16 protein-coding genes are annotated in these 23,639 nt (G+C 38.4%); 8 read left to right on the top strand and 8 right to left on the bottom strand.

Annotation, left to right across the window (positions count from 1 at the left end; translation table 11 throughout):
• Positions 1–84 precede the first annotated feature (84 nt).
• Positions 85–2,367, top strand: coding sequence for a TonB-dependent receptor (locus tag FGD67_RS17600; RefSeq protein WP_257172361.1), 2,283 nt, complete (start codon positions 85–87; stop codon positions 2,365–2,367).
• A 115-nt stretch (positions 2,368–2,482) separates the two neighbouring features.
• Positions 2,483–3,151 (top strand): response regulator transcription factor, encoded by a 669-nt coding sequence (locus tag FGD67_RS17595; protein ID WP_257172360.1) that lies wholly within the window; start codon positions 2,483–2,485, stop codon positions 3,149–3,151.
• Positions 3,152–3,756: 605 nt separating this feature from the next.
• On the opposite strand, the gene FGD67_RS17585 is transcribed toward FGD67_RS17595, so the two are convergent.
• The gene (locus FGD67_RS17585; protein WP_257172359.1) at positions 3,757–3,930 is read right to left on the bottom strand and encodes a hypothetical protein; all 174 of its coding nucleotides are present in this window, start codon (positions 3,928–3,930) and stop codon (positions 3,757–3,759) included.
• A 321-nt stretch (positions 3,931–4,251) separates the two neighbouring features.
• On the opposite strand from FGD67_RS17585, the gene prfC reads away from it, so the two are divergent.
• The 4 genes from prfC to FGD67_RS17565 all read left to right on the top strand — a co-directional run bounded on the left by prfC (position 4,252) and on the right by FGD67_RS17565 (position 9,713).
• On the top strand, positions 4,252–5,832 hold the full coding sequence (gene prfC / locus FGD67_RS17580; RefSeq protein ID WP_257172358.1) for a peptide chain release factor 3: 1,581 nt from the start codon (positions 4,252–4,254) through the stop codon (positions 5,830–5,832).
• Positions 5,833–5,963: 131 nt separating this feature from the next.
• Entirely contained in the window at positions 5,964–7,703 is a 1,740-nt protein-coding gene (gene argS / locus FGD67_RS17575) for an arginine--tRNA ligase (protein ID WP_257172357.1), read from the top strand.
• Between the two features lie 41 nt (positions 7,704–7,744).
• A complete protein-coding gene (locus FGD67_RS17570) occupies positions 7,745–8,860 on the top strand; it encodes an HDOD domain-containing protein (RefSeq protein ID WP_257172356.1) in 1,116 nt (371 codons plus the stop codon).
• 46 nt (positions 8,861–8,906) lie between these two features.
• Complete coding sequence (locus FGD67_RS17565; RefSeq protein WP_257172355.1) at positions 8,907–9,713, top strand: TatD family hydrolase; 807 nt, start codon at positions 8,907–8,909, stop codon at positions 9,711–9,713.
• 6 nt (positions 9,714–9,719) lie between these two features.
• Here FGD67_RS17565 and FGD67_RS17560 read toward each other — a convergent pair whose 3' ends face one another.
• Entirely contained in the window at positions 9,720–10,322 is a 603-nt protein-coding gene (locus tag FGD67_RS17560; protein ID WP_257172354.1) for an AhpA/YtjB family protein, read from the bottom strand.
• Between the two features lie 107 nt (positions 10,323–10,429).
• Between FGD67_RS17560 and serB the strand changes: the two genes are divergently transcribed.
• Positions 10,430–11,464 (top strand): phosphoserine phosphatase SerB, encoded by a 1,035-nt coding sequence (gene serB / locus FGD67_RS17555; protein ID WP_257172353.1) that lies wholly within the window; start codon positions 10,430–10,432, stop codon positions 11,462–11,464.
• Between the two features lie 61 nt (positions 11,465–11,525).
• On the opposite strand, the gene FGD67_RS17550 is transcribed toward serB, so the two are convergent.
• Positions 11,526–13,973, bottom strand: coding sequence for a PilZ domain-containing protein (locus FGD67_RS17550; protein ID WP_257172352.1), 2,448 nt, complete (start codon positions 13,971–13,973; stop codon positions 11,526–11,528).
• Between the two features lie 379 nt (positions 13,974–14,352).
• On the opposite strand from FGD67_RS17550, the gene radA reads away from it, so the two are divergent.
• Positions 14,353–15,741: a DNA repair protein RadA gene (radA, locus tag FGD67_RS17545; RefSeq protein ID WP_257172351.1), complete on the top strand. Its 1,389-nt coding sequence runs from the start codon at positions 14,353–14,355 to the stop codon at positions 15,739–15,741.
• A gap of 146 nt (positions 15,742–15,887) precedes the next feature.
• Here the strand turns inward: radA and metH are convergent, their stop codons facing one another.
• The 5 genes from metH to FGD67_RS17520 all read right to left on the bottom strand — a co-directional run bounded on the left by metH (position 15,888) and on the right by FGD67_RS17520 (position 23,468).
• Entirely contained in the window at positions 15,888–19,580 is a 3,693-nt protein-coding gene (metH, locus tag FGD67_RS17540) for a methionine synthase (RefSeq protein ID WP_257175153.1), read from the bottom strand.
• Between the two features lie 22 nt (positions 19,581–19,602).
• A complete protein-coding gene (metA, locus tag FGD67_RS17535) occupies positions 19,603–20,553 on the bottom strand; it encodes a homoserine O-succinyltransferase (protein ID WP_257172350.1) in 951 nt (316 codons plus the stop codon).
• Between the two features lie 553 nt (positions 20,554–21,106).
• Complete coding sequence (locus tag FGD67_RS17530; RefSeq protein WP_257172349.1) at positions 21,107–21,421, bottom strand: hypothetical protein; 315 nt, start codon at positions 21,419–21,421, stop codon at positions 21,107–21,109.
• A 696-nt stretch (positions 21,422–22,117) separates the two neighbouring features.
• Entirely contained in the window at positions 22,118–22,543 is a 426-nt protein-coding gene (locus FGD67_RS17525; protein ID WP_257172348.1) for a DUF4177 domain-containing protein, read from the bottom strand.
• Between the two features lie 676 nt (positions 22,544–23,219).
• Positions 23,220–23,468, bottom strand: coding sequence for a DUF3297 family protein (locus FGD67_RS17520; RefSeq protein ID WP_257172347.1), 249 nt, complete (start codon positions 23,466–23,468; stop codon positions 23,220–23,222).
• Positions 23,469–23,639 lie beyond the last annotated feature (171 nt).

Genomic DNA, 23,639 nt, shown 5'->3' with positions numbered 1-23,639 from the left:
TACTATAGAGTTTTATCCACACCAATAAAAAACAATAAAGTGCGTAAATTAGCGATTTATTAGATATAAAACACGGGGAAAATTATGAAACGTTATACTGGAAAGTTGAGTTATTTAGCCATAACCATTTCAGCGGTTCTCGCTAGTCAAAATCTTATGGCGGCAGAAGTTGATCGAGCGCTAAAAGATGATCCAACATTAGAGCGTATTGAAGTTACTGCGCGTAAATCTGTTGAAAGTTTGCAAGAAGTGCCTGTTACTATGACCTCATTAAGTGCCGATGAATTATCAGAAAGAGGCATTGAAACAATCACTGAAGTACAACAGTTTTCTCCAAATACCACGTTGCAACGCAGCCGTGGCACTAACTCAACAATCACAGCATTTATTCGTGGTGTTGGCCAACAAGACCCGTTATGGGGTTACGAAGCTGGTGTTGGTATTTATATCGATGATGTTTACATTGCTCGTCCACAAGGTGCAGTGCTTGATTTACTCGACATTGAACGCGTTGAAGTATTACGCGGACCTCAAGGTACCCTTTACGGGAAAAACACCATAGGTGGCGCAATAAAATATGTCACGAAAGAAATGTCCGGTGATGCCGAGTTTAAAATTCAAGGAACCGTGGGTCAGTACAATCAAAAAGATATAAAATTAACCGGTCAATACCCAATAATTGCTGACAAACTTTATGTTGGTTTTGGTTTAGCCAGCATGCAACGCGATGGCTACGGTGAATTTTTAACTTCTGACTTACCCAATCAAGATAAAGAAAACTACAATAAAGATCTAATGGCAAGCCGTATTAGCCTTGAATATCATGCCAGCGATGATTTACTTTTCAGTTTAGATTGGGACAAAACAACTGATGATTCAAACGCTAAAGGGGGTTATCGTTTACTGCCAAGTAAATTAACTGATGCACCCGTACCGGATGATTTTTACGATTCATACACCAGTTTACCCACTTGGAATGAAGTTGAGCTAGAAGGTATTAGCTTTACGGCAAAATGGGATGTGAGTGATGCCACGACACTCAAGTATGTTTTTTCATCACGTGATAGTTACTCGCCAACCAATATCGATTTTGATAATACTGCTTTAAGAATTTTTGATGTTCCTGCAATTTATGACGACAAGCAAAAAACACATGAAATTCAACTAAACAACACCGGTGACAATTATAAGTTTGTTTCAGGTTTATATTATTATGATGGCGAGTCCTGTGGACAATTTGAGGCTATTTTAGAAGAGCTTGGAAAAACAGCTTTCGGTACTCCGGGGTTAACCCGTGAGGTTAGTGGTTGTAGTAACTCAAAAAGTACCGCGGCGTATGCTCAATTTAGCTATGAGCTATCAGAAAAGTGGTCAGTTACTGCCGGTGCTCGTTACACTAAAGATGAAAAAGCAGCCTTAGTTCGCAATGGTTTAATCTTTGATACTGTTTACCCTGAATCAGGTTGGGTGGATGGCTATGTTCGACCAGAAGGTGAATTAGTCCCCATTGTACTTGATGATGAAAAAGACTGGTCTAAATTTACTCCGCGTATTGGCGTTGAATATCAAGCCAGTAACGACTTAATGTTTTTTACCAGTTTTGCACAAGGCTTTAAATCAGGTACTTTTAACCCCCGTGCAACAGCTGCAGAGCCAGCAGCAAACCCAGAAGATGTTGATTCATTTGAAATCGGTATGAAGAGTGAGTGGTTAGAAAACCGCTTACGTGCCAATATCACATTATTCTCACTTGATCATAAAGACCGTCAATACATTTCGGTATTGCCAAGTGAAGATGCGAGTGTTTTAAATCAACGCTTAGGTAATATTGGTAGTTCTGATGCAACAGGTATCGAGGCTGAATTTACATATCTAGCAACTGATGACTTAATGTTATCAGCGAGCTTTGGTTTTATTGATTCTGAATTTAAAGATGTTATCGATACCGACCCAGTTACTGGTGAAGAGTTTGATAAATCAGATAGATTCTCAATTTCAAATACGCCTGACTACACCTTTAATCTTGGCGTAAATTACACCATTGAATCAACTGTTGGTGACTTTATTATTAATGCAAGTTATTACTACAGAGATGATTATGTCTTGTTCGAGGAAGATAGTTTATTAACACAGGATGGCTACGGTTTAGCTAACATTAGTGTGGTTTGGTACAGTGATGACAGTAACTGGAATGCAGGTTTACATGTTAAAAACTTAACCGATGAAGAGTATATGATTGGTGGTTATCAGTTTGTTGCGCCGTTAGAAGATGGAGGCTATGCACCAGGATTAGGTGGTGATAATACGTTAATTGGCTATTACGGCGATCCAAGAACAGTATCTTTCACCGTTGGATACCAATTTTAATTGCTTGTGTTATTGTTTTAATACCTGATTTAATACCTAAAACAAAGAGCTGAATTATTCAGCTCTTTTTCATCGAGCAGTTTACCGTCAAATCAAGACAATACGGGAGTTTTCAATGTCAACAGCAAAAGTAATTATCGCCGATGATCATCCATTATTTCGTACCGCCTTAAAACAAGCGATTGTTGAATGTATCGATGATGACGAAACCTTAGAAGTGGATAACTTTCATGATTTACTTAAAGAAGTCAGCAACAACAGTAACTTAGAACTTGTTTTTCTCGATTTACATATGCCGGGTAATGATGGCTTTACCGGCTTAACCCAATTACAAAACCACTTTCCTGATATTGTCGTGATCATGGTATCATCCGACGACAATTCAGAAACCATGCAAAAGGCGATTAACTTTGGTGCAGCAGCCTTTATTCCAAAATCGGCTGATTTAGCCACTATAGCTCAGGCCATTGATACGGTTTTAGAAGGCGGTATATGGTTACCAGAACATATCGAGTTTAATGCCGATCAACAAATAGATATTGCGCATCAAAAACTCGCTAAACAATTAAGTCAACTTACGCCACAGCAATACATAGTGTTGACCCAAATTGCTGATGGTCAGTTAAACAAGCAAATTGCATATGATCTCGACATTAAAGAAACCACAGTCAAAAAACATGTTTCAGCGATATTATTAAAACTAGAAGTTAATAATCGCACACTGGCCGGCCTAGCCTATCAACAACTCATGCTAACCCCAACACAACATCTCAATGTCTGTTAAAGGTATAAGAGGGTTTAGCCATTTGAGACAAATGCGTTAATACTTATTGCAGAAAACATTGACAGACAATGCAATAAGTAGAAGAGAGTAAACCACTTAGCTGAGTATGTATCAGCTCTACAATCGATACGTAAAAGACTTAGCTATAGTATTTATTATATTTGTGCTTATGACTATCGATGTTTATACAAGGTAGATAAATATCTAGTCAATATATTAGCGAGTAAACTATAGAGCCTTTTAACGTCATCAAGTAACTTTATGGTCGCAAGTAACATGTTTTTTTCGCGTAATTTTGAACCAAAAAATCATTTCAAAAATTAGCCCTAAAGCAATAAAAATGACCATGCTCTGAGAAAAACCATAATGGTATGACACCAATGCAGCTAATAATAGCAGCGCAAGAATAAGCCACTTTTTAAACATATTGATAACCTCTAATAAAATAAAGTCCAAGCTAACAGACAAAATATATGGCTAAATGGTGCTAAAAACAAATAAAGCTTGTAAGCAAATATTTATCTCAAATTATAACGATGGCTCTGCATGGTAAATGCTTTCAAATGATATGAATAAATGACAACGGCTATATTTGCTATTCTCTGTCATGTAATACCAATTTTACTAACTTGGTATAATTCAAGACTCGTCACCATAACTGTACCTCGATGAATTTCTCTGCCCTTTTTAACATCAACGACGTCTTTTTTTTGAAAACCAAACTTGCCATAAAATATTTTTGCTCGACTATTGCCATAATATAAAGTCCAATTACCCACCCCATTTATTAAATGGATAATATAAGCTTTTGAAATTTAGAAACTAAAATATTTATAAACTACAATCAAGGCCAAAATAAGTACATTCGCAACCTAACTATAATTAATTAAAAAACATTTATGTGCGAATAAATCATCAATTTATACTAAAACTATCGCTTTTATAGCTGACCTTGGTAAAATTTTAATCGACGCAATAATTAATTAAAAAATAAAGTCAGTTTGCAAGATATTGTTACTGCCCTTCGCACTCGATTTCGCTATAATGTTGCGCGCTTAAATTTAAGCTAACTTCTCATCCACTTTAAACAGGTAATTTGCATGTCGGTACAACAGCAGGAAGTCGATCTACGACGCACCTTCGCTATTATTAGTCACCCCGATGCGGGTAAAACGACGATCACGGAAAAGGTCTTACTTTTTGGTCAAGCTTTACAAAAAGCCGGGACGGTAAAAGGTAAAAAGTCGGGGCAACATGCAAAATCTGACTGGATGGAAATGGAAAAAGACCGTGGTATTTCAATTACCACCTCGGTAATGCAATTTCCTTATGAAGGCTGTTTAGTTAATTTATTAGACACACCAGGCCATGAAGACTTTTCAGAAGATACCTATCGTACTTTAACGGCCGTTGACTCCTGTTTAATGGTTATTGACGTTGCTAAAGGTGTTGAGGCTCGTACCATTAAGTTAATGGAAGTTACTCGCTTACGCGATACGCCAATTATCACTTTTATGAATAAAATGGATCGTGATGTTCGTGACCCAATGGAAGTAATGGATGAAGTTGAAGACGTACTGAAAATTAAATGTGCGCCGATTACTTGGCCAATAGGTATGGGGAAAGAATTCAAAGGTGTTTATAACATTTTAACCGATGAAATCTTTTTATATCAAACCGGCCAAGGTCATACTATTCAAGAAAAACGCGTGATTAAAGGGATCGATAACCCCGAGTTAGATGCTGTTATTGGCAACTACGCGGAAGATTTACGTGAAGAACTTGAACTTGTTGTCGGTGCCTCACATGAGTTTAATCATGAAGAGTTTTTGAAAGGCGAACTAACACCGGTATTTTTTGGCACCGCACTAGGCAACTTTGGCGTCGATCATATGCTTGACGGTTTAACCCGTTGGGCTCCTAAGCCATTACCGCGCGAAACTGATACTCGCATTGTTAATGCCGAAGAAGAAAAATTCTCAGGTTTCGTGTTTAAAATTCAAGCTAACATGGATCCAAAACATCGTGACCGTATCGCTTTCATGCGTATTTGTTCAGGCAAATATGAAAAAGGCATGAAAATGAAACAAGTCCGTATTGGCAAAGACGTTAAAATTGCTGACGCGGTAACGTTTATGGCTGGCGATCGCTCTAACGTAGAGCAAGCTTATGCCGGTGATATTATTGGTTTACATAACCACGGTAGCATTCAAATCGGCGACACATTTACCGCTGGCGAAAACATGAAATTTAGCGGTATTCCAAACTTTGCTCCGGAAATGTTCCGTCGTATTCGTTTGCGTGATCCACTAAAAGCTAAGCAATTGCAAAAAGGCCTTATTCAATTATCTGAAGAAGGGGCTGTGCAAGTATTTAGACCATTCAACTCTAACGATATGATCGTTGGCGCCGTAGGTGTATTACAGTTTGAAGTGGTCGTGCAACGTTTAAAAACTGAATATAATGTTGACGCTATATATGAACCGATCAGTGTTGCTACTGCCCGTTGGTGTACCTGTGATAACGAGCGTACGTTAGAGCAATTTCAGAAGAAAGCTTATGATAACTTGGCACTTGATGGCGGCGATAACTTAACCTACATAGCGCCTACCATGGTGAATTTAAGCTTAGCGCAAGAACGTCATCCTGATATTGAGTTCCACAAAACACGCGAACATTAATCAATAGCCGTTGATGACAAGTAAAAGTCAATCAAGTAACTTATAGATAAGCGCAGTGCTTTGTCCTGCGCTTATATGCTCAAGTCTCAATGCTAGGCTTGGGTCGATAATCCAATTAAGAGTTAATTTACATGAATATTAGTAACATCCTAAGTGAGAAAGTTAGCGCTGCTATGGTCGCAGCAGGTTTACCTGAAGGGACAAACCCAGCGATAAGTTTATCAAATCGAGCAAATTTCGGTGATTACCAAGCAAACGGTGTTATGGGTGCAGCTAAGAAATTAAAAACCAACCCACGTGAACTGGCAATTAAGGTTGTTGAAGCGCTCGACTTAACCGGCATCGCTGAAAAAGTTGACTTAGCTGGCCCTGGGTTTATTAATATTCATTTAGATAAAAATTGGCTAGCGACACAGTTAAACCTGATATCGAATGACAAAAACCTTGGCGTAAACCAATCAGCAGAGCCACAAAATGTTGTTGTCGATTACTCTGCGCCTAACCTCGCAAAAGAAATGCATGTCGGTCACCTACGCTCTACCATTATTGGTGATGCGGTTGTTCGAGCTTTAGAGTTTCGCGGCGAACATGTGATCCGCCAAAATCACATGGGTGATTGGGGTACACAGTTTGGTATGCTATTAGCACATTTAAGCGATAAATTAGCGTCAAATGAAGTCGCTGAAACTGCACTGGCTGATTTAGAAAACTTTTACCGTGAAGCTAAAATTCGTTTTGATAACGAAGAAGGCTTTGCTGATCGTGCCCGCGACTATGTGGTAAAACTACAAAGTGGTGAAGCGCAATGTGCTGTACTTTGGCAACAATTCATAGATATTTCCATAGCGCACAGTGAAGAGATTTATCAAAAACTCAATGTTACGCTAACACGTGATGACATCATGGGTGAAAGTGCTTACAACGATGATTTATCGAACGTCATTGATGAATTAATGGCACAAAAAATTGCTGTAGAAGATCAAGGCGCAAAAGTTGTTTTTATTAACGAAATGGCCAATAAAGATGGTGACCCTTCAGTCTTTATTGTACAAAAATCTGGCGGCGGTTATTTATACGCGACGACCGACTTATCAGCCTGTCGTTACCGTAGCGGTGAATTAAAAGCCGATCGCATTATTATCTTTACCGATGCCCGCCAAGCCCTACATTTTAAACAAGTGGAAATTGTTGCTCGTAAAGCTGGCTTTTTACCTGAACATGTCGGTTATGATCATTGCCCATTTGGCATGATGATGGGAGACGACGGAAAACCATTTAAAACGAGAACAGGTGGTACGATTAAACTTGCTGCATTACTTGATGAAGCGATCGTGCGTGCAGCAACGTTAATCAAAGAAAAAAACCCAGAGATTACTGAAGCTGATTTAGCGGAGATTTCACATAAAGTTGGTATCGGCGCGGTTAAGTTTGCCGATTTATCGAAAAACCGTACTAGTGATTATATTTTTAACTGGAAAACCATGTTAAGTTTTGAAGGTGCAACGGCACCTTACTTACAATATGCTTACTCTCGTATTCAAAGTATTTTTACTAAAGCTAATTTTTCAACAACAAATAGCATGCAAACCATTACTATTATTGAATCACAAGAAAAAGCGTTAGCATTAAAGTTATTACAATTAGAAAATGTAATCGACGCTGTTATCAGCGAATGTACGCCTAATTTATTGTGTAATTATTTATATGAGCTTGCTAGCCTATATATGAGTTTTTACGAAGCTTGCCCTATTTTAAAAGATGATATTGCAGTCGACATTAAACAATCACGATTAGCACTAAGCTACATTATTGCCAACACCCTTAAACAAGGTCTAGATATTTTAGGCATAGACGTTATGGAACGTATGTAACTTCTAGTTATAAAAAATATCGACAAGGCAATGTGTTGTAAATGAAAGTATTATTAATTGATAATCTTAGTGGTCAGCTGTTGGCGCTTAAGCAAGCGCTAACTAATTCTCGGGCAAAATTCGCTCATGTAACAGGCTTAAATGCGGCGGTTTCTGCCCTTTCACAACACCAGTTTAATGTGGTTATATGCGCGGCAATGGTCGATAACAGTAGTGGTGACGCTATACTTGAAATGGTGTCAAAAAAGTTTCCGACTATCGTGCGCATATTGATTGATGGCAACGAGCAACAGCCACATAGCATTGCCCATTACTGTTTTGCCCAACCTTTAGAATGCCGTGTCATTGTTAGCACCATTACCCAATTAACGAATAATAATCAAGCTATTACTAAAGATATTATTGTCAAAACCATTGCTAATATCAAAGTATTACCCAGTCCTCCAAAAGTTTATATGCAGCTCAATGCCATTTTAAAAGAGCGTAATTCTGACTCTCATAAAATAGCTGAAATTATTCAACAAGACCCTGCCCTCACGGCAAAAGTATTGCAATTTTCTAACAATACTTTTGCAACTAACGGCAAGCCGATGATGAATATTAGCGATGCTATTACTAAAATGGGTATTGATACTTTATGCTGTATCGTGATGACAGCTGAGTTATTTGCTTATAATCCAAAAATCAAAGACTTTTCGATACTTGATGAACAACTACATTGTTTAGCAACAGCAAAACTGGCAGCATCAATGGTTAAAGCCGAATTAAAGCAAGATGCCATGATCGCGGGTTTACTGCACGATATTGGTAAGGTGGTACTCTTTGAAGTCAATGAAAAATCGACCGCGTTATTCTTTACCCATCGTATCAAGGATAACGATAACATCGCGTTAGAAAATAAAATATTCGCCAGTGATCATTGTCATGTCGGTGGCTATTTATTACATATCTGGGGTTTTACATACCATATCATCGAGGCCGTTGTTTTACATCACAGTCCAGAAAAGCTACGACAAAAAAATTTTGGTGTTGCACAAGCGGTTTATCTTGCTAATGTACTTATTAATAAGCAAACACCGGACGTTGAATTTATCAGCCATTATAAATTAACCGGTGTTATTGACGCACTAACTCAACGAGCAGAAAAACTCACTTAACTTATCGCTGCATTCATAATAAGTTATTGGAGCTAAGAGGCCAAACATGTTGCGCTTTACCGACAGCCACTGTCATCTTGATTTTGATGCCTTCACTAATGAACTTGCTCAACTGCTTGAGCAATGTCAACAAGCAAAAATTCACCGTATCATTATCCCCAGTATAGGACCTAAAAATTGGCATAAAGCCCTTACTCTTGCTAAAAATCACAGTACAGAAGCGTTAAACCTACAGCCATGTTTGGGCATACACCCATGGTTTCTTGATGATTTAACTACCGATAGTTTCGATACTTTAGCGCAGTTAGTACAACAACAGATAAATAACATTGTCGCTATAGGTGAGGCCGGTATCGATGGCGTTATCGATAAAGAACAGCAAAACTTGTCACTGCAAATCGAAGTATTTGAACAACAATTATCGCTCGCTAAAAACTATAACTTACCCATTATTGTTCATCATCGTCGCTCACATCAACATATTGTGCCTATGTTACGAAAAAAAAACTTACTTAAAGGTGGAATTATCCATGCTTTTTCAGGCAGTTATCAACAAGCAGTGCAATATATCGACTTAGGATTTAAACTCGGTATAGGCGGAACTATTACCTATCCAAGAGCAGAAAAAACCATCAAGGCAATCAAGCGGCTACCATTAACTAGCTTAGTGCTAGAAACCGATGCACCTGCGATGCCTTTATATGGTTTTCAAGGTCAGAATAACTCACCATTACAGTTGATAAAGGTTTTTCAAGCCTTGACTAGCATACGCAGTGAATCAGCGACAGAACTTGCCCATGCCTTAGAGAATAATATTAATGCTGTTTTACCTACCCCAAGAGCACCTGAGTAATAAAGCTTAAGCAATAGGGGGTCTATATCCTTGACGGCTAAAGCGATTTAGGCCTCGTGTTAACAGAAAACCAATAACACCAGCCACGATTAACAGTAAGCGCATAATATCGTACTGTGAACGGCTATTTTCAGCCAATTCATCGGCTAAGATTGAACGATGAAGTGATAATCGAATATAACCATTTAATTGCTCTGTCCGTAACTCTTGAACAAAAGGCAGCAGCTCATCAGTGTGATTGATTTTATTAATACTAACGCCAAATAGATCATTAATAGACTCTGCTTGTTCTGAACTAACAATTTTTTGCCCGGTAGTGTCATAAACATGAACACTTTTCACTAAAGCCTGCTGTACTAAAGTATCAGCATAGCCTTGTAGCGAACTATGCTTTTGCGTCAAATAAGGTGTCGCGCTCGCGGCTGCTTGTGCTAAATAAAGCTGACCTACTTTATACACATGTGCTTGGATCTGTGCTTGCTGTGCATCACGGCTATTGACCCAAAAGTTCATTAACAGCACAAGTAATAAAATAGCCATAGCTAATTGCAATATTTTATTATAAATCGGCGATAATTTAGGGTATAAAGGCTGTTCTAGTTGCTTCATAAAACGTATTGTTTCCTACATTTCTATAACTACACTATAGAACCACATTTACACTTTTTATACTAGGGCAGTTGTTTTAAAGCGTATTTTTCAAATAAGGCATTACCGTGACAATCGAAAAAAAATCAGTTTCCCTCGCGAATATTCAGCATTTAAATTTAACACAATGGTTGCCAACCGACTCAGTCACTAATGAAATTTTGCTGACTTTTGATAAAGAACAGTTAATATTTACTGTCACTGAGCATCCCGCTTTATCAGCAATAATAGCTCCACCTGAGCCGTTAGAACTTGTGGTTTTTGGCGACATGAAACTTGATACCTTTACTCATTTACTTAATGAGTGCCAACTAACACTTTTATCCCTACAGCAAGTAAATCAACGCAATAACGCCATAAGTTATCGATTTTCTGTACAAGTAGACGATATAAAAACGGCCCGGGAGCGATTAGTAAAATTCAATATATCTAAACAAGTTGAATCCGCATTATTAATCAATGCGCCAACACTAGCTCAACCGGGACTTTTGGTTATGGATATGGATTCAACGACAATAAAAATTGAATGTATTGATGAAATAGCAGCACTTGCCGGTGTCGGCGAAGAAGTAGCAGCAGTAACTGAGCAGGCTATGCAAGGACAACTCGACTTTAGCGAAAGTTTACATCAACGCGTCGCTAAATTAAAAAATGCTTCTGATGATATATTAGCGCAAGTAGCACGTAATATCCCCCTGATGGAAGGCTTAGAAACCTTAGTTAGCGCATTAAAAGTACATCATTGGCGCATTGCTATTGCTTCAGGCGGGTTTACCTATTTCGCAGATCATTTACAACAAATGTTAGCACTCGATGCTGCGGTAGCGAATATTCTAGAAATTGATAATCACCATTTAACCGGCAAAGTTTTAGGTGCGGTAATTGATGCAAAAGCTAAGGCCGATTGCTTAGAGCGATTACAAACAGACTTTAATATTGCCGCGACACAAACCGTGGCTATGGGTGACGGTGCAAATGACTTAGTAATGATGGCAGCAGCTCACTTAGGCGTGGCCTTTCATGCAAAACCTTTAGTGTTAGCACAAGCTGATGCCTGCATTGCCACTTCAGGCTTAGACTGTTTATTACATTGGCTGAAATAACGCTAGCGAATAAGCTAAGGGGAACGCTGGCTAACGATAAACACCGTTAGCCAGCGTTAACTTACCGCATCAGTTGATAACGAAAAAGCACTTCATGGGTTATATCAAAAATTTGTCCAACGCCGGCAACACTGAAAATATCTTGTTCAATTTGTTTGCCGCGATGAATAGCATATGAGCTAATATAACTGAGTTCAGGATGCAGATGAGCCATGTCAGGTTCGCTAGCTCGTGACAATTTCATCATGACACAGAAAAACTTACCTTTTTTCAAAGCTTGATGAATAAAAAACTCTTTTACTTTGTCATTGGCGAACTCTGAGGCAAGCTTGATCGTTATCGCTTTCTCCACCACTTCAACACTGGTATTAATAGCAATATAAATTAGCTCCGTGCTTGCGCCATCGGTGCTTTGCTTTTTCTTTAACTTAGCAGTCAGTTTAGCCATAATATCAGCATGACCAAAAACAGGGTATAAGTTGTAATAGCCATCAAGATCACTGAGTTGCTTCAACGCTGACATTAACTTACTACCGTAATCTCCGCCCGCAATCACTTCTGCTTTATAACGACTACCACTGGTTTGCACGATAATAGATGATAATGCTGAACTCGCACTGTAGATATTACGCAATGCTTTTGCTAAACCTGGGCTAGACATAGCATATTCATCTGGCGTTAACTTATCGCGATTTTTATCAATCAAGGCTTTAAAGAACTTACGCCCAATATGTTGATGTTTTTCGACATATACGCGTAAATTAACCACTGTTTTTGCCGCATTTAAGCGCATAACCTCGTACGGTAAACCAGATAAATCAAATGCAGAGGTGATTTTTTGTAAGGCCGGAAAGCTAACATAAACAATATCTCCTTTACTCAAAATCGTCGACTTATCTAGTTCAACTTTTAACCCTGATTTAGAAAAGTCATGTGAAACCCCTTGCCACATAACATTTTCAATTTTAACATGTGCTGGCGTTTTATAAGTAAAGCGTAATTCTTGACGTTGGTTTTTATAATTGATACCAACTTCATCAACACTAAATGGTTTACTGAGCCGTTTATGACCGAAGTTTTTCAGTTTAACGGTGTTAATACCTTCATAAGACAGTGACTGGTATGCCTGTATGCTTTCACTATCTGTTACCTCGCTTGCCACAACGATATAAGGCGTTTTCGCAAGTAAAGCTTTGACTTCGTCAGATACTGGGGTATTCAAATATTCATTTTGTTTAGCAATGGTATTTGATAATGTTAAAAGTGATTCAGCACGACGTGAAAAGACATCCAACAGAGACAGTTGAATAATTGAAAAACTCTCTTTTGCTGCTGCAAAGCCTAAAAATTGCAACATAAAATCTTTATCTTCAGCCAATTGCAATTCATCAGCGGTATAGAAATAAGACTTGCCTTGGCTTTTATGAATAAAGCTAAAAACCAATAAAGGCTTACCTGATACAGCTAACTGCTTAAGTCGCTCAATTCGCTCTGGTGTCATTAAGCAATATAGAGTCGAATAACGCTTTTCATCTTGCCAATATTGATATAAACCTTGATTATTATTACAAGTTAATGCGTATTTTGGTGTTAATACTTCATCATTTTTTTCAAAAAAAACAGGGAGTTCATTTGATTTAGGAAGAACATATTGCTCATAACTACGTGACTGTAATGCACTAATAGTATTATCTAAATTAATTTTATATCGGCGTTTATTGCCTTGAATAAAACCAACAAGAAATTGTCTAAAACCGTCTGGGCGCGGTTTTTTATCAACAACCCTTTGGACTCCGACTAACTGTACATTGTCTAATGTAGTGATATTTTTTACTTCATAGATAAAAGTACTATCAGCACCAAACTGAAACTCTTCTTCCAAACCTCGAAAACGCAACGTCAGTTGCATGCCGATTTTAATAGGCTTAAAGCCACTAATTCTAAATTTACAACCACTAACGCTAATATCTGAACTGGTACATTCAAAACTAATACCATTACTTAACGATACCTGAATTGCCACAGCAAAATTCATTCGCTCTTCACGACGATTATAGTAAGGACCAAAACTATAAAATTTTGCCGGACATTGTGATTTTTCGAATGTTTTTGCAGCGTCTACTTGTGAGGTTAAGCTGGCCTTTAGTTTCTCTTTTTGATAAATAACCCGAAAATTATTTTCAGTGTTCATGGTTGCTTCGTAAACACCAAAGGTATAGCCATTGTAACGTGTAAACGCTTCAGTAAACACGCGGCTAGCAACTGCATCTAAGTAGTGTGTTCTCTCTTCGTGTTCAAAGGCTTTACACTCCCCGTCAACATGGCCACGTAAGTCGATTAAACGTGTGCATGGTGCAGCTAAGCGCTTTAACTCCATTTTTAACAGAAAGCGTTCAGTTTTCGGGATTTTTTTCGTGGCAGCAATAAACCTAGCTTCAAAGTCACTTGTTAAGACCTGGCCACTGAATTCATCGATAATTTTTTGATATTTTGAAAAATCTTTATTCATTTACGCGTCAATATCTTTACAATAAAGAAAACTACTCATCGTATATTAATCCTAAGTATAAATGGCTTAATAGCTAATTAACACCACAATAACATTTAAGATTAACATTAATGAGTAAACATTGGGTATGTTAAGCAAAAACTATACCTGTAAAGTAGTAACAAAAAAAGTAAAACTGAGCACTGAAATTAATTTAACTAACGCGTTGAATATAATTATAAAAATTACAGCATAATAATTTCATCCCTGACAAACGGCGATCCCATCATTTATTGCGCCAGCTTTTTGTCATAATTTCAACTCACGTTTTGTCATAATTTCAACTCACGTATAACGTGTATTAGGTTAAAATACTTAAATTTAGAAAATAGGTAGCCAAATGGCAAAGTTAGCAAAATTAGAATTCGTTTGTACCGATTGCGGTATGAACTACCCGCGTTGGCAAGGGCAATGTAGATGTGGAGCATGGAATACCTTAACAGAAATGAAAATCCCAGCTAACCAGAGTAAAAGTGCAACTAAAAGTCGTATTTCAACTGGCGGTTATGCCGGTGGTACCGGTGGTGGTTCAAAAAAAATTAATGAAGTTGAATCAACTGAGGCGGAAAAACAACTTACCGGTATAGGTGAACTGGATCGTGTATTGTGTGGCGGTGTAACTACTGGCTCAGTCAATATAATCTCAGGTGATCCTGGCGCGGGGAAAACCACATTACTTTCCGATTTAGTCGCTCGTATGTCGCAGCTCATGCCCTCACTTTATTGTACAGCTGAAGAATCACTTTCACAGTTCAAAAACCGCGTGCAACGTTTAAAGCTTGATTATAACCCTGACGAATTGTATTTATTATCCGAAACCAGTGTTGAAGCCATTATTGCAGAGTTAGAACAAAAGAAAATAAAATTTGCCGTGATTGACTCCATTCAAGCCGTTGTTACCGATAATGCCAATGGCAGTCCAGGCTCCCCCTCACAAGTAAAAAGTGCCGCTCAAGCACTAACGCAATACTGTAAACAAAATAACGTTACTATGTTTCTTATTGCCCATGTTAATAAAAACAATGAAATTGCAGGGCCACAAACCTTAGTACATATTGTTGATGCCCTGCTCCATATCGATACCAACGATGGCCAAATAAGAACCTTGCGTGCCAATAAGAACCGTTTTGGTGACATAGACACTGTCGGTATTTTTAAAATGTGCGAGCGCGGCATGCTCAGTGTTGATAACCCGAGTGAGATATTTTTATCGGGCTCAAGCACCGAATCCCCCGGCTCTGCTATTACTTGTATCAGAAAAGGTAACCGAAATTTATTACTTGAAATCCAATGTTTAACCACAGAAACCGAAGCTGAATTTCCACAACGGGTTTGTGTTGGCTTAAATATGAACCGGATCAAAATGCTAACCGGAATTTTACGTAAACATACCAAAACCAAAATTTATCACGATACCTTTTTTAATATTATTGGCGGGCTAAAAATAGATGAATCAGAAACCTGTATTGATCTCGCCCTAGTCACGGCGCTGTTAAGTAGTTTGAATGAATTTGTTATCCCAAGAACCACCTGCATTATGGGAGAGCTAAGTTTAAATGGTGACGTGCGCCCAATTGATAGTGGCGTTCCTCGGGTAAAAGAAGCGGCTCAACATGGCTTCACGGAAATATTTATTCCCTTTCGTAACTATCATAAGTCGATGGAAGGTTTAGGGGCGAAAATAACCCCGCTAAAAACCATTCATGAATTAATTGAGCTCATTAAATAGTGTTTAGTAAGAAGTACTTAGTAAATAGCGCTTAAAAATCTTCAAGCAACTCGATATTCACAATGAATAAATGCAGAACATAAATTCTGCATTTATTATTTTCCTCTACCCTACATAGCTACCAAGCCTATTTAACAGCCGCAATATTACGATGGCTCATAATCTAAGTTAGCTGATAACCAACGTTCGGCCTGCGGCATGGTCATTTCTTTACGTGCAGCATAGCTTTCTACTTGATCTTGCGCCACTTTAGCGACGGCAAAATATTTCGAGTCTGGGTGTGCAAAGTACCAGCCACTAACCGCAGCGCCTGGCCACATAGCAAAACTTGAAGTTAGCTCCATACCAATATTTTCGTCCACGTTGAGTAACTGCCACAACAAGCCTTTTTCGGTATGTTCAGGACAGGCTGGATAACCTGGCGCAGGACGTATACCTTGGTATTTTTCGCGAATTAAACTGTCGTTATCAAGATTTTCATCCGCTGCGTAACCCCAATACTCTTTACGAATTTGCTCATGTAAATACTCAGCGCTAGCTTCGGCGAGTCTATCAGCAACGGCTTTAATTAAGATACTGTTGTAATCATCATGCTTGGCATCAAAAGCTTTTACTAACGCTTCAACCCCAAAACCGGCTGATACCGCAAAAGCGCCAACATAATCATCAACACCTGAGGCTTTATCAGCAACATAATCAGCTAAACAACGGTTAAATTGCCCTGCTGGTTTTTTACTTTGCTGACGTAATTGGTGCAGTTTCATTAACTTTTCCGTGCGCGATTCATCAGTATAAAGCTGTAAATCATCTTGCTCACGATTAGCCGGAAATAAACCAAACACCGCTTTAGCGGTTAACTTTTTATTATTAATAACATCATCTAACATAGCATTAGCATCGTTAAATAGCTTAGTGGCTTCTTCGCCCACCACTTCATGACGCAAAATCAACGGATACTTGCCCGATAACTGCCAAGTCATAAAAAATGGCGTCCAATCGATATAATTTCTCACGATATTTAAATCGATATTATCAAGTACCGTTACACCTAATTTATTGGGTACTTTAGGGGTGTAATGGTCAAAACTAATGGGTACCGCATTGGCACGAGCATCTTTTAGCGAAATTAAACTCGAACGTGGACCTTTTTTATAATGACGTTCGCGTACTTTCACGTATTCAGCTTTTTGTCGCTCAACGAAACCGGCTCGGTTTTCATCAGAAAGCAATGTGCTTACCACTGACACTGAACGCGAGGCATTAGGAACGTAAACGACAGGATGTTCATACTGCGGCTCAATTTTAACCGCCGTGTGAGCTTTTGAGGTAGTAGCACCGCCGATCAGTAAAGGTAATTCAAACTCCTGACGCTTCATTTCTTTCGCGACATGAACCATTTCATCGAGTGATGGCGTGATCAAACCCGATAAACCTATAATGTCGACTTTTTCTTCACGTGCAACGCGTAAAATATCTTCACACGAAACCATAACGCCTAAATCGATAATTTCGTAATTATTACACTGCAGCACAACGCCAACAATATTTTTACCAATATCATGAACATCACCTTTTACTGTCGCTAACAGTATCTTACCATTCGATTTTATTTCAGTTTTTTCCGCTTCAATAAAAGGATTTAAATGCGCCACAGCCTGCTTCATTACCCGGGCTGATTTTACCACTTGCGGTAAAAACATTTCGCCAGCACCAAACAAATCACCAACGACATTCATGCCATCCATTAATGGCCCTTCAATAACATCTAGAGGTCTAGTTGCCTCTAGTCGAGCGGCCTCAGTATCTTCAATAATAAATTCATTAATTCCCTTAACAAGAGAATACTCTAGGCGCTTTTTAACCGGCAGTTCACGCCAAGTTAAATCGGCTTTACTATTTTGACTACCCGCTTGACCACGATATTCTTGAGCAATGTCGAGCAAACGTTCAGTGGCGCCATCATCGGAGTTTTGAATAACATCTTCAACCGCTAAACGCAGGTTATCTGGAATATCAGAATAAATAGCTAATTGACCAGCATTCACTATGCCCATATCCATACCATTTTTTATTGCATGATAAAGAAACACTGCATGAATGGCTTCACGTACTGGATTATTACCACGAAATGAAAATGAAACATTAGACACGCCACCTGAGATCATCGCATGCGGCAAGTTTTGCTTAATGTCCGCTACCGCGTCAATAAAGTCGCGTGCATAATTATTGTGCTCTTCAATACCGGTAGCGACAGCAAAAATATTCGGATCAAAAATAATATCTTCAGCAGGATAGCCAATTTCATGCACCAAAATATCGTAGGCACGATGACATATTTCATACTTGCGCTCACGCGTATCTGCTTGGCCCTTTTCGTCAAAGGCCATGACAATAACAGCGGCACCATATCGGCGTAACAACTCTGCTTGCTGACGGAAGTTATCCTCGCCTTCTTTCAAGCTAATAGAGTTAACAACCCCCTTACCCTGAATGCATTTTAAACCCGCTTCTAAAATATCCCATTTAGATGAGTCGAGCATAATAGGCACTTTGGCAATATCAGGCTCACCGGCAATTAAATTTAAAAACCGCACCATAGCCGCTTGTGAGTCCAACATGCCTTCATCCATGTTGATATCGATAATTTGTGCGCCATTTTCCACTTGCTGTAAAGCAACGGCTATCGCTTGGTCGTAGTTCTCTTCGGTGATTAAGCGTTTAAAAACCGCAGAGCCGGTAACATTGGTGCGCTCGCCGACGTTAACAAATAAGCTGTCTGTTTTAATGGTTAAGGCTTCTAAGCCCGATAAACGACAAGCAATTTCTTTAGCGTTAATTGCTCGCGGTGCAATGCTCGCCACTGCATCGGCCATACCTTTAATATGTGCCGGCGTGGTACCACAACAGCCACCAATAATATTTAAAAACCCAGCATTTGCCCATTCCGCAACATGCTGATCCATGTCTTCAACAGTAAAGTCATACTCACCAAAAGCATTCGGTAAACCAGCATTAGGATGCGCAGATACCGCGACATCTGAAATACGACTTAATTCTTCGACATACTGACGTAACTCAACCGGACCAAGCGCACAGTTCAAACCAAATGAAATCGGCTTAGCATGCCGTAAAGAGTTATAAAAAGCTTCCGTTGTTTGCCCTGACAAGGTTCGACCTGATGCATCAGTAATCGTGCCTGATATCATCACCGGTAAACGTTCACCGCGACTTTCAAAAACGGTCTCAACAGCAAAAATAGCTGCTTTAGCATTTAAGGTATCGAATATAGTTTCAATCAAAATAATATCGCTGCCGCCATCAATCAAGGCATGGGTCGACTCAATGTAAGCATCTTTAAGCTCATCAAAAGTGACATTTCGATAAGCAGGATCATTGACATCTGGCGATATTGAACAAGTTCTATTGGTTGGCCCTAAAACACCGGCAACAAAGCGTGGCTTATCTGGATTATTAGCGGTGAATTCATCCGCCACTTCACGTGCTAGCTGCGCGGCTTTGAAATTAATATCAGCACTATGCGCTGCCATGTCGTAATCAGCCATGGCAATCGTCGTAGCGTTAAAGGTATTCGTTTCAAGAATATCAGCACCCGCTTCAAGATATTCACAATGAATGGCTTTAATAATGTCAGGTTGCGTCAGCACCAACATATCGTTATTACCTTTAACGTCACAATGCCAATCGGCAAATTGTTCGCCACGATAATCTTGCTCTTCAAATTTATAGGCTTGGATCATCGTACCCATTGCGCCATCTAAAATAAGAATGCGTTTTGCTAACTGCGCTTGTAATAAACCATAAGAGGAAGATTTCAGCACTTTTGCTTGAGAGTTTTCTGACTTAGACACGGGATTTCCCTGGATGAATGGCTTTAATATGGTCTGCATCTAATTGATACGGCGTAATTTGATAAACGTAATAGTTCAACCAATTGGTAAAAAGTAAACTGCCATGGCTACGCCACGTGTTTGCGGTATCACTTTTAGGGTCGTTATCAGTAAAGTAATTATCAGGTTTTGCAGCATGTCCGCCAGTATCAAGATCTCGAAAGTATTCCTCACTCAAAGTCGAAGCGTCATATTCTGGATGCCCGGTTAGGTAAACTTGTTGTTTGTTTTTACTGGCCGCTAAATAAACCCCAGCATCATCTGACTCAGCCAATATTTCTATATTATCTAACGTTTGATAATCAGCTTTATCAATATAACCATAACGGGAGTGTGGCACATTAAAGCTTTCATCAAAGCCTCGGGTTAGTTGCTCTTTCGGTTTTAAACAACGATGACGATAAACCCCTGAAAGCTTATGCTCACGCAAATGTCGTTTTAAACCATAATGATGGTAGAGCGCAGCATGGGCAGCCCAGCAAGAAAACATCGTTGATGTCACGTTTTGCTCTGCCCAGTCAAACACTTGGCAAATTTTATCCCAAAAGGTCACTTGCTGATAATCAAGCAATGCTAGTGGCGCACCGGTAATAATCAAACCATCATATTGTTTATGTTTAATATCATCAAATAAGCGATAAAAGTTATCTAAATGCGCTTGCGGTGTATTTTTAGATTCATTGGCATGTATACGGACAAATTCGACATTAATTTGCAACGGAGTATTCGCCAACATGCGCAAAATTTGCACTTCGGTTTCGATTTTATTCGGCATTAAGTTAAGAATTGCCACTTCCATTGGACGAATTTCTTGATCAGCAGCACGGCGTTCAGACATCACAAAAATATTTTCATGATCTAAAATCGTCAAAGCTGGCAGTTCATTGGGGATCTTAATGGGCATAGTACTAACCTAATATCAAATATTCTTAAAGTATAAGGTAACGCTGAAAAACAGCATTATTACCAACAAATTTTACCTGCCTATAATGTGACTTGGATTTCTAGCTATGTCAACCTCTAAACGTATAGACGTCTAAATGTTTTTTTATGATAATGACAATTTTATTATTAAGACAATGATTCAGCGATAAAAATTAGTCAGAAAATGACAAATAATACGTCTATTAAGCCTTTCAGGTTAACAAAATGATTTTAATGATTTTAATGATTTTACAAAGCGATGATGAAAAAGAGAGCATAGAAAGGAGTAAAATGTTTAAAAACTATCAGAAAAAAATTATAAACACCTGTTATATAATAATTTAACTTAAAGTTACGCATTTAAGCATTTATAAATTGAGTTAATAAACTTACCATAAAAACTGACGACATAACAAAATGGGTTAATACAGCATTGAGTGAAAAGTGCTTTTCTCAAAGATAAATTCAAAACATCTCAGCTTAAAATTTAACAGATAAAAACACGCTCATGAATAAAAAATAAAGCTCCGCGGCTAGTTATTTTTTTTACGGTACTTAACATAGCCATAAAAGTAATTTAACAATACCGCAATGACCAGTAGAAAAACACCGGAAGACATTTGCCTTTCATTTAGGAGCTTTAACTGCCAAAAGTAAGCAATAAATGCTAAAAACATCGCAAGTAACAATAAACTTATTCCAACACTTTTACCAAAGGCTTGAGGATCAGAAAAATTACTTTCCTTGTAGCCTGAAATTAGGCCTCTGCGCCCTTTAAAGGCGATCAAATAACCAGAAATACCACAAGGTAAAACAGCAAAGAATAAAATAATTAAAGCTTCAATCATCGACTTTTCAATAACGCAGCTCCTTAATGCGAACGCCAAACCAATAATTTTCTTCCACTCAGTAAAGTTTCAAAGGTTTAGCGGCACAGGTTCACAGTTCCAGATTGAACCTAAGTATCTACATCCTGTAGACAACAAAGATTGACGCTTTCTCAAAGCAACCCAAGGGGCTATAGCTAACTTTTAACCTAACATCGTTGAAAATTGTTAATGTAAATAACTACACCGAACACTTTTCACCTTGTGATCTCAAAAATTAGCTAATAGCAGAGACTAAAATGACAGATCAGCAGCCCCTAACAATAATAAGCACAAAAGCTAGCAGTAAATATTTAATGCTAGCTTTTGAAAAAGTGATCTTAGATTGAAACCATTCTTTAAAGGGAATAATTAACAACATCGGCGATAACATCAAAGCTCTAAACAATGCCAATGTTCCAATAGCACCAGCTACTTCGCCAAAATCGATCACCCTAGATTGATAAAATTGCAGCGCATAAGTGAGTACAATAAGTGCCTAAAGCCTTTGATCAGCCTTGCACTACGTTGAATTTTACTGACTTGATTTTTCGTTAAACTCAAATCATCCATAATACAAAACTCCATAATAATAATTTAACGCTCAATAAAGTGGCTAGCACTTAACTGATAGTGATAATAAAAGTCAACTGTATGTTGAATTTTTTGTTTAATTTACTATTCAATTATTTCTCTTTGTAATAGCGCAACCATATTGCCTATTTTAGCCGACCAAACATTTTGCGCTAATTCAGGAGTTAATATCTGTACAACCAGCCAACCTTCCTTGCCCTCTCGGTTAAATATTTCAGTAAAATCGGGCAGCTTAGCCTTTTTAATTCCAGCTAAAAACCCTTCTTTATACGCTAGTTCCAGAGTTTTATATTCGTATTTTGTCATTTTTATGACTTCCTGGTAATCAAGGTCATGAATACTGATATCAAAAACAGATGCTAATGCTTTTTTAGATTGAAGCGATGCTGATGCCTCATTTTCAATTCGCTGAATTGTCCTAAGGTTAAGCCCTGCAGCTATCGCAAGTTCATCTTGTGACCAAGAGTTTTTATTCCTTAAATCAATAACTAAGTTTGCATTAATCTTCATAAGTATCGACAACCTATTATTTTAGAGACCATTAAATTATCCACATAATTGCTAAAAACTTTACGACAAATCGACGAGATAATAACGACAACTATACGACATCTTTACGACAGCTGTGAAATAAGTCAACAAAACACAAAATAAAAACACTATAACGAGCACTTTACGTATTAATTAATCTGAATGATGCCTGCTCCCAACGCTCGATAAGTCAATACTGTTCAACACTACCAGCCATAAAACACATCCCAACGTAAAACTAACCGAACTGGCAACAATCTGCCAAATATCGATACCTGAAGAATAAATCAACACTGGGATTGCAATAAAGCTTCGTAAAATCAGAGTACCGTAATGGTAATTAACGCTAATTTAAATATTAAGGTATCTTGCTAGCATCTGCTAAAACACTCGACACAATAACCACTAAATCACTGTAATTAAAATAAAAACACTAATTCACCTTATGCTAACATACGTAAATTGAAACCGAAATGTGCAAGGAAGTGAACGAGATAACCAAAAATTTATTAAGCTGAAGTGTATAGTTAGTAGTATGGTTGAAAAAGTGGCTTTAACAACGAGAAGCGTTGAACCGCTGACCAAAGAGGATTATCGCACCATCTACCTATCATAACGGCGTGCGTAATCCTCCAAGAAAAGAATAGTCAGAAACCTAGCTATAGAAGGCTTCAACCGTTCCTTTTAACGTCATCAGAAGAGGTTGTCCTCGACGATCTAGCGCTTTAGGGTGTGGGATTTTTACCCATCCTTCACTGATGCAGTACTCTTCAACATCAGAACGTTCTTTGCCATTCAATATAATACCGATAGCATGTTCAAAAATTTCTGCCACGTGGTGTGGACTACGAGGGTTACCAGAAAGACGATCCGGTAAAGCCGGCAACGATGTACTATCGCTCATGTTATTAACCTGAATTAAATAAAAGTGCGCTATTGTAGACAATATCACTCTAGCGCTCAAGAACTGCAATAGAGTTTAGTCGCATTATGATGCGGCTACAGTCACCTACTTGATTGACCAGTAGGCTTCACAATTTTATTTCACCTTATCATCCACACTTCAAATTTTAAA

The organism is Colwellia sp. M166, from assembly GCF_024585285.1.
Taxonomy (GTDB): domain Bacteria; phylum Pseudomonadota; class Gammaproteobacteria; order Enterobacterales; family Alteromonadaceae; genus Cognaticolwellia.
This window is presented reverse-complemented; position numbering and strand designations above follow the sequence as displayed.